This is a genomic window from Streptococcus sp. 343_SSPC, from assembly GCF_001072385.1.
In the GTDB taxonomy this organism is placed as follows: domain Bacteria; phylum Bacillota; class Bacilli; order Lactobacillales; family Streptococcaceae; genus Streptococcus.
Genome location: NZ_JVKU01000003.1, coordinates 43,780 through 59,656 on the forward strand (window position 1 = coordinate 43,780; position 15,877 = coordinate 59,656).

Consider the following 15,877-nt stretch of genomic DNA (forward strand, 5'->3'; position numbering starts at 1 on the left):
AAACGTTATCCATCATTTAACGAGTCCTAGTAATTCTTCATAACTAGAAACAACGCCATAAATATATTGATCACTAATCAGTCCAGCTTCAATTAATGCTCTAAAATGCACTTTTGCACACTCTATCTTTTCTTTTTCAGATTGTTTCAACTGAAGACTAGACATCGATCCTTTAGTCTCTGCCACAAAGTAAATATGTTTCACACTTCCTTCACGAAAGGCTATTGCCCAGTCAGGGTTGTAATCACCAAGAGGTGTAGAAATACGAAATTTTCCAGGTAGTTTCACATACACACGAACATCTTCATACTGTTCCAAGGATTCTTTAAACTTACGCTCGATATCTGAATCAACCTTTACAAAGTTATAAATACCTTTTTTCGATTCTAGTAAATGTTCATCTGAAAGTTTCGCAGTTTCTGCATTATCATAGAATAAATCCATACCATATTCATCTTCTAAAATATTGTATTGAATATGCTTGATGATTTGAGCTGCCTTTTGCTCATTAATCAACTTCGATATTTTTAAAATAAATTCTTCTGGGTTTTGTTTAAACTTTTCAAACTTATCAACTTGAATCTTACTCAAAATTTCTGCTACTACCTTACGAGTTAGACCTGTATGATCTGCTACTTCTCCTAACAAATCATACTGAGTTGTAATTTGACTATTTTCGACATACTCCTGAGAACGAGCATTTTCTCCCACATCTAGTTTCAAACCTTCTTTTGTCATTTGATCTGCACTGGCTTGGGTAATATTGTACACTGGTTGACTGACCACTAGCTTCTCATTAATATAAGCAACAGACTGCTCTATTAGCTCAGTATCATCAAAAGTAACTTGATAAGCTGTTTTACGATTAATCTGATTCCAAAGTGACAAGAATTCTTTTCGAGCAATATTTTCTTTATTCACTTCATTAGAGAACTGTACCGTTGTATTGTTTGCATTTTCAATCTCATATTTTCCAGGTTGGTAAATACTTTCTAGGACTTCAACAACTTGTTTCTCATATCCCGGAAGTGTATCTGATAAGTTCAATTGATTATTTTCCTTGGCAGTAAAATAATTTGCAGTCAGTTGACCTTTCTTATCAATATAACCCTGACTAATCAAATCATACTGAATGGACTCTGCTTGTTCTTTAGTAATCCTGATCTTTTCTCCTGCTTCGTTTTCGATTACTTTATTTTCAAATAAGGCAACATCAACTTTTACAGGGCGATCAGCTAACAACTCTTTCAACTCTGCTTGTAGCCCACGCGCAAATTGATCATAGCTTTCATTTGCAATGATAGTCAATTTGTTGATCTCATGGACTTCACTCTTTAAAAGTTCCAAATCTTGACGTACACCATCTTGATCCACTGCTAAACGCATCCCACGGCCAATTTCTTGTCGTTTCCGAGTCTCTGCAGAAGACTGCTTGAGAGTACAGATTTGAAATACATTGGGATTATCCCAACCTTCTTTTAAGGCTGAATGCGAGAATAGAAAGCGTACTGGTTCCTCGAAACTCAACAAACGTTCCTTATCTTTCATGATCAAATCATAGGCATCTTTATCGTTTGATGAATTGCTTTTCTTTTCACTAGCAGATTTGTAATCCACAAAAATCGTCTTATCTGACTTCTTCACCTTATCGACTGAAAAGTAACCCGCATGAACTGCATTGCCATCAAGATGAGATTCCAAATAACGATAATAAGAAGAAGGTTCTTGATTCTGTATTAACTGTCTAACTTGACTTTCATACTCTTCTTCAAAGATTTGAGCATACTCCCCATTGTGAGGATCATTTTGAGCATCATATTGCTTATATTTTGCAACCTCATCAATGAAGAATAAAGAAAGCACCTTGATTCCACGACTATATAGTCTACTTTCCTTCTCTAGGTGACTCTTAATGGTCTCACGAATTTGAATTCTTCGCATGCTAGACTCATCCACTTCACCCATGACCTCTCCAACATATAATTCCTGCGTCGCACCGACCTGGATTTTATTGTCTCTTGCATTAAATTGACTCAACGTCATGCCTTGATAAGAAGATAGATTACCCGATTCAGCATATAGATCAAAAGGGTCTTCAACGATTCTTGTTTTACGTTTCACGCCCGACTGAGTTCTTACCTCGAACTCAATCTTAGCTTTTGGAGAACCGGATTTCTGAGGAAGAATTTCTTGTAAATACAGATATCCTTGCGTCCCAGTAGCTCCAGCTTGTTCGATAGCCTTCACCGCAATCTTCTTAACCAATTTTTGATTATAGGCATCCATTGCATCCAATCGATAAACCATATCATGCTTTTCTTTATGAGTAGCTGAGTAGCGAAGAGTAAAGAGAGGCTTAAAGTCTTTTAGTCGTTCTTTGGTCTGCTTGCCTTCAACAGACTGGGGCTCGTCAATAATCATGATTGGGTTCATGGCTGCTAATACGTCAATTGGACGACGCCAGCGAAAACTTTCCTGCTCTGCATGGATCCGTCTGGCATCTTTCCCTTTGGCATTAAAAGCTTGGGAGTTGATGACCATGATTTGGAGGTCCGATGAGTTAGCAAAACTATCCAAATCTCCTAAACGTGAAGAATCATAAACAAAATATCTCGGCTGTTTCCCATACTCATCCTGAAAATGAGTTTTCATGATTTCTAAAGACTTAAGAACTCCCTCACGTATGGCGACACTTGGAACAACAATGACAAACTTGAGCCAGCCATAGCGTTTATTTAACTCCATAATAGTACGGATATAGGTATAGGTTTTCCCCGTCCCTGTCTCCATTTCTATAGAGAAATTGTAGGCTGAACGACCTGCAACCATATCGACCGAAAGGCTTTCAGAAGGTCGTAATCCAAAACGAGTTTGTACGGCATGAACATTTCTTCGAATAGCTTCCTGGTCCAATTGAATCGGAGCATTTCGATAGGCATCCAATACCAAATCCACCTCATCTGACTTTTGACGACCTGGATCAGCCATATATTTGATTCCAGTTTGTTTGGTCTGGCCTTGAAATAAATCTGCAATAGCACTAACCGCATCCAATTGAAATTGTTGTTCTTTAAATTGTAGTTTCATAATTTATTTTCTTCAATTCTTATCTTTTTCCAGTAATTATAAAGTACAATCACTTAATTAAATTATTTCAAATATCATGAATCTTAATTAATATATCCCTTTGATATTTCCTATTTAGTTTATTACTAATAATCTTAGCTACCATGTAGATGGTTTATGTGCAATAGCGTACTCTATTAATTCTTCCATTTTACTTTGAATATCTTCATAAACATACTTTGAAGTAGAGAATGGAGAATTATAGCAACGGACATAACTTGATAACGATTTGCCAGTTCGAGATAATGCAAAATCATCAAATGGATTTCTTCCCTGATTACTTTGGTTTCCAAATCTATCCTTTAAATTATGAATATATATTCCTACGATTCCTTTATTCAACTCAATCGCTTTTTCAATTTCATAGTTGATCCATTTACGTCCAGCAGTTTTTTCACCAATCAAAACAACCACACATGAACGCTTTGCCATTTGACTATCTATCCATAATTTTATCATTGCATCAGATTTTAATTTTACTTCTTCCCAATCATTATCAGAAAAAGTAGAATCACCTGATACTATACCCATATTTCTAACTTGAGATGCTCGCCAGTTATCATTGCTATAATGGAAGCTAAAAAATACTTGTCTTTTCATAATTTCCTCACTTATCTAACAACAACTATAAGAATCAATGTAGAAATAACTATTAAACCATAGGTATACTTTAAAATTGGACGAAAAAGTGTTATCAGAAGATCTCCCTCTTCTCTTTTTGGAGTCATTCTAAAATCTGTTTCTTTATCACTTAATCTTACTTCATCGTATAAACGTCTATATTGTCGTTCTAATAGCAAGTAATAAGCATCATGAAACCAAAACAATATAGTTACAAACAAAATTAAAAGAAGTATATACCACATGCTAGTATTACTAAACCAAAATGCAAATAAGGCACCTATGGAAGTGAACGACCATCCTTTAACGACAAAAGAATTCTTACCCATCCGTTCAATGATAGCTTGTATCATCTCTAAATGTTTTACTTTGTGTTCACTCATATCCTACACTACCTTCACTTTCGTATTAGGTGATAATTCTTTGAAGATTTCACTAACATTTATTTTATCTGCTGAATTGGCAAATGAGCTATCACGGAAAACCGCACGGAGTGGTTGTGCTTGAGCAATGTGTCGGATGACTTCTTCCGATATATCATCTTCAAAGCAGGCCATAAGGGAACCCTGATCTACATCAAAGACTTCTGTTCCTGCTACTTTCTTCAAATCAATCGCTAAGGACAATTCCATCCCCCATGTCAACATAACTTGGAAGAGCAAATCAAGTCCAGTACGATTTTCTTTGATATTGGATACACTATCAAAAAGCTCCCCTTGGATAAACTGATCTGGTCGAGCAGAAACATCTTTAAAATTAGAAGAGTCTAGTTTGTAAGCCTTAAATCCAAAGTCCTGCTTGCCAACCAACTCTGGGTGTTCTTCCTGAATCTTAGCAGCAACACGACGAATCCGCTCACGTGAAATTTGGTCAATGGTTTCATAGCCCGCTTCTTTGGCAGCAGACTTATCAGCTACTTCCTCATCTAAAGTACACAAGATAAACTTACGATTTCCCCCATCTTCCGCATTCAGTTGCACGACTGCGTCAGCTGTGGTTCCAGAGCCACCGAAGAAATCTAGAATTAACGAATGTTCTCTAGTAGAAATTTGCAACAATCGTTTAATTAATAAAGCCGGTTTTGAATAATCGAATATCCCCTTGTTATCCATTAGCTCATCTAATTGTTTCTTAGAAGATGATGTATCTCCTGCAAATTTTCTGCTAAAGATTGTAGTTGGAACTAAACCATCCTGTGCGTCTGATAGAAACCTCTTTATCATTGGATAACTATCACCATCTCCCCAGTATATCTCATTATTTGCTATTTTTTCCTTTATTGTTTCTTCACTAAAAGCCCAGTATCTATCTTTTGGTCTTGATAAAACGATACCATTTGGCTTGGTAATCTTATAGTCAGCATTGTACTGATTATGAGCTGTAATTGGATCCAGTTTCCATGGACCTTTTGGATGATTATCAGGATTTTTATATGCACTCTCTCCCTCTCGAGGTAATAATACTCTATCCCAATTTTCCTTATGCTTAGCAATTGCTATTATATGCTCATGGCTCGTTGAAAAATATTTAGCTGAGTTTTTACGAGTATGCACTTTCTCCCAAACAATATTAGCTAAAAAGTTCTCCTCCCCAAATATCTCGTCACACATGACTTTTAGGTTCGCTTGTTCATTATCGTCGATAGAGATAAAGATGACACCCGAATCCTTGAGGAGATTGCGCGCTAGACGGAGACGTGGATACATCATATTGAGCCAGTCTGAGTGGTAACGAGCCGAACTCTTTTCATTTTTAGTGAGACCGACAACCTGGCGTCCTTCTTCATCCAAGAGCTCCATTTCTTCTTTCAACTCTTCATCTGTTTTTTGGAACTTATCAGAGTATACAAAGTCTTTCCCTGTATTATAGGGTGGATCGATATAGATCATATCGATTTTTCCTAGGTAGGACTCTTGTAAGATTTTCAAGACTTCTAGGTTATCCCCAGTTATGAAAATATTTTCACTCTTATCAAAGACAACACTCTCATCAAGGTCTGGTCGCAAGGTTTTAGTCGTTGGTCGTCCAGCTTCTGCGATGGCTTCGCGCTTTCCAACCCAGGTAAATTCATAGGACTCTCGCCCATCCACAATTTCTTCTGATAAAAACTGTTTTAGCTTCTCAAAGTCAATTGCAGGGCGAAGTCTTCCGTGTTCATCTCTTTTTTCTGTTAAGACTTCTGGAAAGAGTTGACCAATTTTTGAAATATTATCTGTGAAAACATCTTTGGAGCCTACTTTTAAAAGATCGAGGCCGGTATGTTCGCCTTTGTATTGTTCTGTAGTCATATGTAACCTTTCTTATAATGGTTTCTGTATACTTGTCTATGGTATACAAGTAATCCCTATTTTAATTCTTGAATCTGTTTAAGAACTGCCTGGTAGTCTTTCTTTACTTCCATCTGCTTTCTCATCGATTTTTCTGTATACATTTGTTTCTTAAGACGTTGAGCTTGCTTCTCCAGTTTTTCTAGTTGTTCCGTCAGCTCAACCGACTCTTTCAAGTTATCTCCCAACTTACTTTGAAGCTGGTCTTTCCCTGTTTCTTTAATCAGCATTTCATAGACTTGGTCTAAGTCATTGCCTTCAAATTGGATCTGGCAATCCTCTTGTGTACGGAAACGACGGACAATTTTGAAATGTCTTCCATCTTTTTCTTGTGGCAGAGCTTCCTTGTAATGAATCAAGAGTTCATCCTTTTCTGAAGAAAATTTAAAAACAAAGACTGTATAAAGACCAAGTCGTTCATCTAGTTTTTCTAGCAAACTGGTAGTGAACTCTTGCTGATTGAGGTGAATTTCTAAGACCATGATCTGCTTAACGGTATTTCCCTCAGGAATATTTGTCGTTTGCGAGTCTATTTGATGGGTGATTTGAATGAGTTGAATCTGATCTCGTAGTTCTTGCTTTTCCTGTTTTGTCAGAGCTAGGTTATCAAAGAAATCACGATTGCCCTTCTTATGGGGTCTGTAGAGCACATGAGGAGTTGGCAAACAAGTATAATCAGGAAACTGTATCATAACTCTCTCCTTTTAGCAGGGCAAAGAAACAAATCAGTTCAAAGTCATCCATCCCCTCAATACTGGTATTCATCAAATTAACCATTCCAAAATTGAAGAGTGCATCCATAGTAGACAGTTGTTCTTGTTCCATCAGTTGCTCAATAGCCTGTTGTAGTAGCTTGGAATATCCAGACATCTCTTTCCCGTCTTTTGTTTGACGGTTATACTGATTCACTAGAGATTGCAATGGTTGCGTCTTGCCACGGCATAGACTTCCCAATAGATCCAAAATCTTTTTGCTCTCTTCCGGAGAAACTACTAATTCACCTGCACTATTTACATAGAGAATATAATATGGATGAAGTTGATTCTTCTGATTCTTACCTCTAAGTTCGTCTTTATTTTTTAAAACAAAGATTGCTCCTTCTGCTTCCTTATTCTCAACTGACAAGATAGCTTGCAGTCCTTTTGGTACTTTTTCCAATTCAGGATGGCTTTCGAGATACTTCAGAAGATCCATTCGATAGTCTTCCAATCCTAGATCCATAATGGAAATCCCTTCACTCATCTCTTCTAAGTCGACAACTTCATTTCTAAGACGCTCTAGTTGTTTCTTACGGTAGTTATTGTCTTCTATCTCTTCACTAGAAAGAACATTATCATCTGCTGTAGATGTGAGAACAGATATTTTCATACGTGATTCAACACGAGATTTAAGATCGATGTATTCATCTAACTCGATATTTGGCCAAAAGTTTACAAGCTGAATAAACTTATTTTTGCTACCAATTCGATCCACGCGGCCAAAGCGTTGAATGATCCGAACAGGATTCCAATGGATATCATAATTGACCATCATGTCAGCGTCCTGCAGGTTTTGTCCTTCAGAGATGACATCTGTTGCAATCAAAACATCAATCTCTCTTTGATCATCTGGAAATAGGAGATTCCTATCTTTTGATTGTGGTGAAAATACGTCAAAAGTGAATTGAGGTCTCGATGGTTCGTTTTTAGCGTTGTTTCAAATCCTTTTGTACCAGAAATTTGTGCTGTATGAAGTCCGTATTTATCTAGTACATATTGGCTAATATGTTTATAGAGATAATTAGTGGTCGTCGCAAAGGCAGAAAAGATAATGAGTTTTTTGTTGCCTTCATTGATTGGATGAGTCATTTTTTCGTCAATCAGCTGATAAAGTGCTTGCAATTTTTTATCTTCGACAGGAGTGATTTGATCGATCAGTTCTTCTAATTCCAGCAAAATTGCTTGATCTTTCTCTAACTCTAATTTCCAAGTGCGATAATCCATATCTTTCAAAGCAATTCTATTCTTCTTCCCGATAAAGACATCCAAGTTGCTATCTTCTATATCGAAATCATCTTCATTTAAGACAGGCACTCCAGATAAAGCATCTAAACCAGTTTCCTCATATGTTGAAATAGCTTTTAAAGTCTCATCTACATACGATTTAACGACATCGATCAAGGTATAACGAAAAGCTGCAACAGAACTTTCTAAGCGTTTAAGCAGATTGATCATCATCAGCTTTTTCATCCCCGACTCACGACCCAGTTGAGTAAGGTTGGCTTTATTCCCTGCCAATGTTATTTCGTATTTCTCACGCTTTGAGGGATAGATATAAAGTGAAGGTTGGTAAATGGTTAACTGTAACTGATCTAACAACTGGTATAACTTTTTATAGGTCACATCTAGATCCGACACTGTCAAATCAGGTTCAAAGTTTCTTGGTTTCAGACGTTCTGGAAAATCTCCAATCACTTTTCGATCATAAAATTCTCGGATGTGTTTACGACTACGAGCAATCGTCACACTATCCAGAACTTTAAAGAAATCAAAGTCTAAGGTCGATAATAGTTTATCTGTCGTTCGCTCTTCAGCTGGTAAGTCTGCCCATTTATTATAGGCTAACTGGGCATTCCGAAAAATATCATTAATGGACGACTGTGTATCTAATTTTCCATCTATCTGCTCTACATCCCCTTCATAGGCTAAAGCGATTTGATTTTTTAGATCATTAAATCGATTATTAACTGGAGTAGCTGATAACATCAGTACCTTAGTAGGAACACCCGATTTGATAATTCGATTCATTAATCGGCTGTAACGATTTTCACGTCCCTCCGCTTGATCACTTTCACTGGATCCACCATTACGGAAATTATGAGACTCATCAATAACCACTAAGTCATAATTCTCCCATTTATTTAAGGCAAGGTCAATACCATTCGAAGTCCCTTTATCTCGACTTAAATCTGTATGATATAAAACATCATAAATGAGATGTCGATCATAGATAGGATTATTGACATAGTCATGTCGGTACATGTTCCAGTTATTTTCTAACTTTTTCGGACACAAGACCAAAATCCGTTTTCCACGATAGGCATAGTAAGTCATAACCGCTAAAGCTGTAAAAGTTTTTCCTAACCCCACCGAATCTGCTAAGATACAGCCGTTATACTTTTCAAGTTTTGAAATGATTGATTTTACTGCATCTTGTTGGAAATCGTAAAGAAGATTCCACAACTTGGTATTTTTATAGCCTACCTGTTCATTTGGGGTATAATCATCATTGATATCCTCAAGAAATTCACTAAAGAGGTTATAGAGCATGACATAGTAGAGAAATTCAGGGGAATGTTCTTTATGAGCTAAATTGAGAGTTTCCAAGAACTCTTCTGTCACATCCCGAAAATACTCATCATTTTGCCAGAAACTTTCAAATTCATCTAGATAGGATAAACTCAATGGAGCATGGTAGATATTCCGTGTCGTTTTGAACAAAGAAGAATCATAGCCCAATTCCTTTCGATCAAAGTTTTTAAGGCGATCCACAGCAACAGTATCATCATCCGTTTCTATCCGCATACCATTTGGCATCTCATCGGTTTCAATGTTGATAGATTTAAAACGAGCCTTTTTCCTAATCCATTCAGCACATTCTCTAGCGATCGCTTTTTGAGTTAATTCATTCATTAACTTCAGCTCATAACGTCCACCAAAAATAGACTGCTCTCGTTCTTTTTTAGGGATCGTATATTCACGATATCCAACTCTCGTCTCATCAGTCACAAAGGTTGGATTTGTAAAGATAAATTTCAACTCCTCGATCGTTTCAAGTTCTTCCTTTAACTGTTGAAAGGCAAACATCGAAAAAGTTGCAGCAGCAATCTTCACCTTGCTTCCAGGCTTTATTTCTTTCTTTAATTCATCTCCTAGACGAATACTCCGATTATCAATTTCCATCATAATCTCCTAATATTAACTCAACAATTTAATTATATCATGTAAAAACTATATTGGCCCTTCAAACTAAAAATTATTACTAGAAATGAGTAAATTGTTTTGTTTACAATAAACACTTTTCCAAATAAGAGAACAAAAAAAGACCTACCCTTACGGATAAGCCTTCTTACATGTTTATTTCTTTATTCAATCACTTGGCTTTCTGCTACTTTCTTGTACCAATGAGCCGATTTCTTTGGATAGCGTTCTTGCGTTTCAAAGTCTACATAGAAGAGACCATAGCGTTTTTCGTAACCATTAGACCAAGAGAAGACATCCATGAGGGACCAGATGAAGTAACCTTTGACATTGGCTCCATCCGCAATCGCATCAGACAATACTTCCAAGTGTTGTTTCACATAATCAATCCGGCCATCGTCATAAACCGTATTGTCCACAAACTCATCTTTGTATCCCAGCCCGTTTTCGGTGATGTAGATTTTCTTATAGTTTGGATAATCCGCCTTCACACGCATGATCTGATCATATAGCCCTTGAGGATAAATGATCCAGTCCCAGTCAGTGCGAGGTACATAGTCAGGAGCTACACGACGACCAACACCTTTAATTTGGTACTTAGAGCTTCCTTTTTCCCCTTTACCGTTATGGATGATTTCAGTTTCACCATCAAATGCTTCCATCCAATCACTCATGTAGTAGTTAATTCCAAGGAAGTCATTCAGGTCTTTAGCTGCTTCAAGTGCCACAAAGTCTTCGTCTCGAAGATCCAACTCACCACCATTAACTGAAAGGATGTGGTTTACGCCTTCCATGGTTTTATCGGAATAGTGTCCAAGGTAGGTTGCATCTAGAATAAACTTGTTATGGATGATATCTTCCAATTCAGCCGCCCGAACGTCTGCTGGATTTTCTGGATCCAACGGATACTTAGTTGGAAGAGCGTGCACAACTCCAATTTCACCTTCATACCCTTTGTCTTTATACAATTTCACAGCTCGGGCATGCGAAACCATCATATTGTGGTGTGATTGGAAAACTTTGGCAAGGTCATACTGAATCCCTGGAGGGAATTTTCCTACTAAGTATTGACCATCACCGATTGGGCCAATTTCATTAAAGGTTGTCCAATAGTTGACTTCTGGGAATTCTTCAAAACAGAAGGCAGCATAATCTACGAAGTGTTCGATATTTTCACGATTTAAGAAGTCTCCATTTGAGTGAAGAGCTTCAGGAGTATCAAAGTGATGAAGAGTAACGAAAGGTTCTACATGGCGTTCATGACATTCTGCAAATAACTTATGATAGAATTCTACCCCTTTCGGATTTACTTCACCATAACCAGTTGGGAAAATACGTGACCAAGCAATGGAAATCCGAATACCATTGACACCGTATTCTTCAGCTAATTGAAGATCTACTGGATACTTATGGTAGAAATCACTAGCAGGTTCTGCTGTATACCAATAATTATCAGCTAAGTATTTGTCCCAAGCAACAGGACCTTTGCCGTCTGTATGAGTAGCTCCTTCTGCCTGGTAGGCAGCTGTGGCACCACCAAATATAAAATCTTTAGGAAGTGTTTTTGTCATTTTTTCACCTATTTCTTATTTGGATCAAATGAAAAGTGAGAGGAGAGGAGCTAGTGAGCCATCCATCTCCATCTCACTTTTTAGTTCTTATTCTTCAAACTGCGCTTGAACAAAGGCTAGAGCACCTTGTCCATCGCGTGTCAATTTAATGTACTGAGCACCTTCTGTCTTCGCCAATTTGATACCCAATTTATCTGTTTCAGCCTTCATGTCTTCGAAGTTGGAAGCAACCTGAGGCGCCAAGATAACAAGGTCAAATTCTGGCAACATTTCACGGTGAGCACCGTAGCCACCGGCTGCCGCTTTAACTGGAACTTTATACTCTTCTGCGGCTTTATTCAAAGCATTGGCAAGAAGACCACTTGTTCCTCCACCCGCACAAAGAACGAGGACGTTTGTTTCTTCAGTAATGGTATTTTCAGCTGGTGCATCTTCAACACCTGCTTTTTCAAGAATAGCGTCTGCTTTAGCAGTGTTAAAGTTTGCAGCGACTTTTTCTTTCAAATCATCATTTGCTTTACCAGAGCGCTCTTCTTCAAGAATTTGCTCATCGTAAACCTTCACAAATGGGTAGTAAATAACCACGTCTACTACTACTAGAAGAGCTGCAAGGATGAAGGAGAGAACTTGGAAGTTTGTACCAAGGACAATCCCCAAAGGTCCAGGAGTAACCCATGGAAGGTTAGCCGTGAAGGAGTTCATTCCCAAGGTATCAACAAAGAATTTGAAGATCCAAACGTTGGCAATTGGTGCAAAAATGAATGGAATAAAGAAGATCGGATTCAATACGATAGGTGCACCAAACAAGATTGGTTCGTTTACACCGAAGAATGTAGGAACAACAGAAGCACGTCCGATTGCACGGTTCCGTTCTGATTTACACAACCACATGAATAGGAAGGGAACAATCAAGGTTGCTCCAGTTCCACCCATGGTAACGATAAACATTTGAGTACCAGAAGTAATAACCTTATCTGCATGTTGACCAGCTTGAGACAGAGCCAAGTTGGCATCGATATTTGCGTAAGTGATCGCTGCAATCGCAGGCTCTACGATAGAAGGGCCGTGGATTCCCACAAACCAGAAGAAAGCATACGCACCAAAAATAAGCGTGATTCCAAGATAGCCATCTGCTGCTGAGAAGAGAGGTGCAAGGAGAGTACCAATAGATTCAGCTACTGTTACACCCAGACTTCCCTTCACAATCAATTCAAGTCCATAAAGGAGAACAACAGATACAGTGAATGGGATCAAGTCTTTAAATACTTGAGAGATATTTGGTGGAACTTCGTCTGGCATGCGAATAGTCACATTATTTTTCACGCAGACCTTATAAACATTAACAGTGACAAAGGCTGCGATAAAGGCTGTCAAAAGACCTTTTGTTCCCATGAAAGCAGTCAGAAAACCACCTTCCTTAGCAGGTTCAGCTGCCATTAGAAGGAAACCAACCATAGATGCCAACATGGTTGACAAGAAGTTGATCTGGTTTGTTGCAGGTAAATCACGGTTGACAGAATCTGTCAAAGCTTTGGCTGTGGTTCCACCTACGAAGAAAGCCAGAATTCCCATCGAATAGCTATAAGGTGTCATCAAGAAATTCTCAATTTCTTTTGACCAATGGAAGCCCCACGCATTTGGAACATAGGCAATCAAGATAAAGATAGATGAGAATAAGATGACTGGCATCCCTGCGATAAACCCATCACGGATGGCACGCAAATATTTATTACGAGAAATCTTCTCGAAGAAAGGTTTTCCTTTCTCAATCAATTCAATTAATTTATGCATTATTTTACTCCTCTTTTGTATAGTTCAATGAGATGATGAATCACATCTTTTAATAGGATTGTTGTCATTAAGTGGTCCTGCCCATGCATCATGGTAATGCTGTAGGGGAGGTCTTCTCCTGCTGCTTCTTGCGCTAGCATAGTTGTTTGAGATTTGTGAGCCTCTGCGATACAGCTTCCTGCTTCTTCTACCAAGCTTTCAGCCTGAGCGAATTCACCCTTTTCAGCCGCCTTAAGGGCTTCCAAGAGTTTAGAGCGAGCATCCCCTGCATACGCAACGATTTCGAAACCTAGTAATGTCATTTCTTCTTTGGTCATGACCAATTCCTCCAATTTGAATTTCTTAATATTTAAAAGTTGTTACAATAAGCGTTGAATGTGTAAGACCAGATAGACCCGTTCACTCTTGTACAAGTCAACCCCGGTCTCCCTAGAAATTACATCATAAATCTTGGAACCAATCTCAAAAGCTAATGGATAAGAACTTTTGATATGTTCCTCCATATCTAAAAGCGATTGATTATCATTGCGATTGCGATCTAGGTAATCCAAGAAGTAGTTGAGATGAATCATGAACCGATCATAAAAATTGTTGTTGGCTTCAGTCCGTTTGATTGAATAACTATTCAGAACCTCTTCCACGCCTTTTAAGATTTCTTTGCGTTGGTCCATGGAATCTACGACTTCTACTTCATTTTCACCTTCTGCGTTGATGAAGTGATACGCAATGCGAGTAACCTCATCTTCGGGGAAGCTAGTCGTGAGCTTATCCCGATAAATATCAACTGCCTCTTTAGCAATCTCAAAAGCCACTGGATAGTTTTCTGAGATATCCAAAAGATTACTTTCCTTATACCTACCTTGAGTCACTGCCTGGTAAGAGCAAAACATGTGGTCGGTCAAGGTCACATAGATATATTCTTGAACAGGGTAGTGATACTTTTTGCTCAAGTAATCAATCATCTCGTAGGTCACTGTGATGAAGTCTAAAGGAACGTCTTTTAGCAGGGTCATAAAGTTCTCTCTGGATTCCTCTGTTTTCATCCGAAAGAGTTTTTCTACCTTTTCTTTTGGAACTAGGTCACCCTTCTTTTTCCCAAAAACAATTCCTTTTCCAATGACAATCAGTTCTTCCCCTTTGTCATTTCTCACCAGAGCAACATTGTGATTGAGTGGATTTAAAATCCGATACATGGTACTCTCCTTACTAGTTTATTCAAGGTTTGAGGTATAAAAAATGATCACAAATGAGATTAGAGAGAGTCTTCCCTAATTCATCTGTGATCATGCGTAATCTAACTTACTAACACTCACCTTGTATTCACTTATGGATTAAGTATAGCACACGCTTTTGTTTTTGTAAACCCTTTCTTAACAACTTTTTAACTTTTTTGTTTTTTCCTAACAAATAGCTGTTTATAGCTGTCTTCTCTGGGCTCTTCAAGGAAATTCGAACGCCCATCGTTAAAGGAGTGGTCTACACTGTTAAATACGCTCTTTCCAAGAAGTTGCGACTTGGTCTAAGACTTCGTTAAGCTCTTCAATGTTGCGACGACCTTCGGTACGGAGCCATTCACGAGCTGCTGCTTCGCCATTCTTGATGTAGGCTTCTACAGATCCAGCCCAAGTTGCTCGGCCACAGAGGACTCCATTGAAGTTCGCGCCTGCTTCATGGGCAAAGACAAGGGTTTCTTGGAAGAGTTTGGCAGAAACACCTGCACTCAAGTAGATGTATGGAAGGTTGGTTGCTTCTTCTTGTTCTTTAAAGAAGGCTGCCGCTTCTTCACGGCTATGAACGATTTCACCATCGCCAAAACCTTCAACGTATTTAACATTGACTGGAACTTCTACCTTCAAGACATCGATGTTAAAGCGTGGGTCTGAGAAGACTTTCATAGCTTCGATGACCTTGCGAGGTTTTACTTTCGCATATTCTACAGATCCGGCATCCGCGATTTTTTCATCATAAGCCAAGATTTCAAGGAAGAATGGAATTTCTTCTGCAGCACATTCTGAACCGATGCGTTCGATGTAAGCTTGTTTTTCTTGGTTGAGTTCTTCTGCACTATCCACATCATAGTAGAGCAAGAATTTCACTGCATCTGCACCCTGTTCTTTGATGCGTTTAGCTGACCAAAGGTTGAGGCAGTCTGGCAAACGCTTGGTGCTAGAAGTGTCGTAGCCTGTTTTTTCATAAGCCAACAAGAGACCTGCTTCTGCATCCAAGACCTTAGTCGCTGGAAGGCCATACTCAGGGTCCAAGAGCATAGAAGATGCGAATGGTGTCAATTCTTCAGCCACCAAGACCTTCAATTCTTCCATTTGAGCTACTGTTGGTTCTGTGTCTTGATATTGAGCCATGAGGCGTTTCAAGGCACCACGTTGGTCAAAGGCCAAGGCTGAGATCACACCCTCTTTGGTGCTCAATTTTTCTAAATAGTTGCGTTTTTGTTCTGTTAATACCATCTTATACCTCTTTTACA

General features: G+C 38.4%; 12 protein-coding genes. All 12 read right to left on the bottom strand.

Features of this window, described 5'->3' with window-relative positions:
* Positions 1-12: 12 nt before the first annotated feature.
* The 12 genes from ADH27_RS00235 to lacD all read right to left on the bottom strand — a co-directional run bounded on the left by ADH27_RS00235 (position 13) and on the right by lacD (position 15,860).
* Positions 13-3,087: a type III restriction-modification system endonuclease gene (locus ADH27_RS00235; RefSeq protein WP_048714802.1), complete on the bottom strand. Its 3,075-nt coding sequence runs from the start codon at positions 3,085-3,087 to the stop codon at positions 13-15.
* A gap of 138 nt (positions 3,088-3,225) precedes the next feature.
* Complete coding sequence (locus tag ADH27_RS00240) at positions 3,226-3,729, bottom strand: TIR domain-containing protein (RefSeq protein ID WP_048714804.1); 504 nt, start codon at positions 3,727-3,729, stop codon at positions 3,226-3,228.
* 8 nt (positions 3,730-3,737) lie between these two features.
* On the bottom strand, positions 3,738-4,130 hold the full coding sequence (locus ADH27_RS00245) for a hypothetical protein (protein ID WP_048714806.1): 393 nt from the start codon (positions 4,128-4,130) through the stop codon (positions 3,738-3,740).
* 3 nt (positions 4,131-4,133) lie between these two features.
* Complete coding sequence (locus ADH27_RS00250; protein ID WP_048714818.1) at positions 4,134-5,837, bottom strand: site-specific DNA-methyltransferase; 1,704 nt, start codon at positions 5,835-5,837, stop codon at positions 4,134-4,136.
* A gap of 254 nt (positions 5,838-6,091) precedes the next feature.
* Complete coding sequence (locus ADH27_RS00255) at positions 6,092-6,766, bottom strand: DUF4391 domain-containing protein (protein WP_048714809.1); 675 nt, start codon at positions 6,764-6,766, stop codon at positions 6,092-6,094.
* Positions 6,750-7,658, bottom strand: coding sequence for a helicase-related protein (locus ADH27_RS10390; RefSeq protein ID WP_239681759.1), 909 nt, complete (start codon positions 7,656-7,658; stop codon positions 6,750-6,752). Before ADH27_RS10390 ends, ADH27_RS00255 begins: the two co-directional genes overlap by 17 nt.
* On the bottom strand, positions 7,655-10,015 hold the full coding sequence (locus ADH27_RS00260; RefSeq protein WP_239681760.1) for an SNF2-related protein: 2,361 nt from the start codon (positions 10,013-10,015) through the stop codon (positions 7,655-7,657). Before ADH27_RS00260 ends, ADH27_RS10390 begins: the two co-directional genes overlap by 4 nt.
* Positions 10,016-10,197: 182 nt before the next feature.
* On the bottom strand, positions 10,198-11,604 hold the full coding sequence (gene lacG, locus ADH27_RS00265) for a 6-phospho-beta-galactosidase (protein WP_048714810.1): 1,407 nt from the start codon (positions 11,602-11,604) through the stop codon (positions 10,198-10,200).
* 87 nt (positions 11,605-11,691) lie between these two features.
* Entirely contained in the window at positions 11,692-13,395 is a 1,704-nt protein-coding gene (locus ADH27_RS00270) for a lactose-specific PTS transporter subunit EIIC (RefSeq protein WP_048714811.1), read from the bottom strand.
* Positions 13,395-13,712, bottom strand: coding sequence for a PTS lactose/cellobiose transporter subunit IIA (locus ADH27_RS00275; protein ID WP_048714813.1), 318 nt, complete (start codon positions 13,710-13,712; stop codon positions 13,395-13,397). Before ADH27_RS00275 ends, ADH27_RS00270 begins: the two co-directional genes overlap by 1 nt.
* 42 nt (positions 13,713-13,754) lie before the next feature.
* Complete coding sequence (locus ADH27_RS00280; RefSeq protein ID WP_048714814.1) at positions 13,755-14,588, bottom strand: PRD domain-containing protein; 834 nt, start codon at positions 14,586-14,588, stop codon at positions 13,755-13,757.
* A gap of 291 nt (positions 14,589-14,879) precedes the next feature.
* Positions 14,880-15,860, bottom strand: a complete 981-nt coding sequence (gene lacD, locus ADH27_RS00285) for a tagatose-bisphosphate aldolase (protein ID WP_048714816.1) — start codon at positions 15,858-15,860, stop codon at positions 14,880-14,882.
* Between the last annotated feature and the right edge of the window lie 17 nt (positions 15,861-15,877).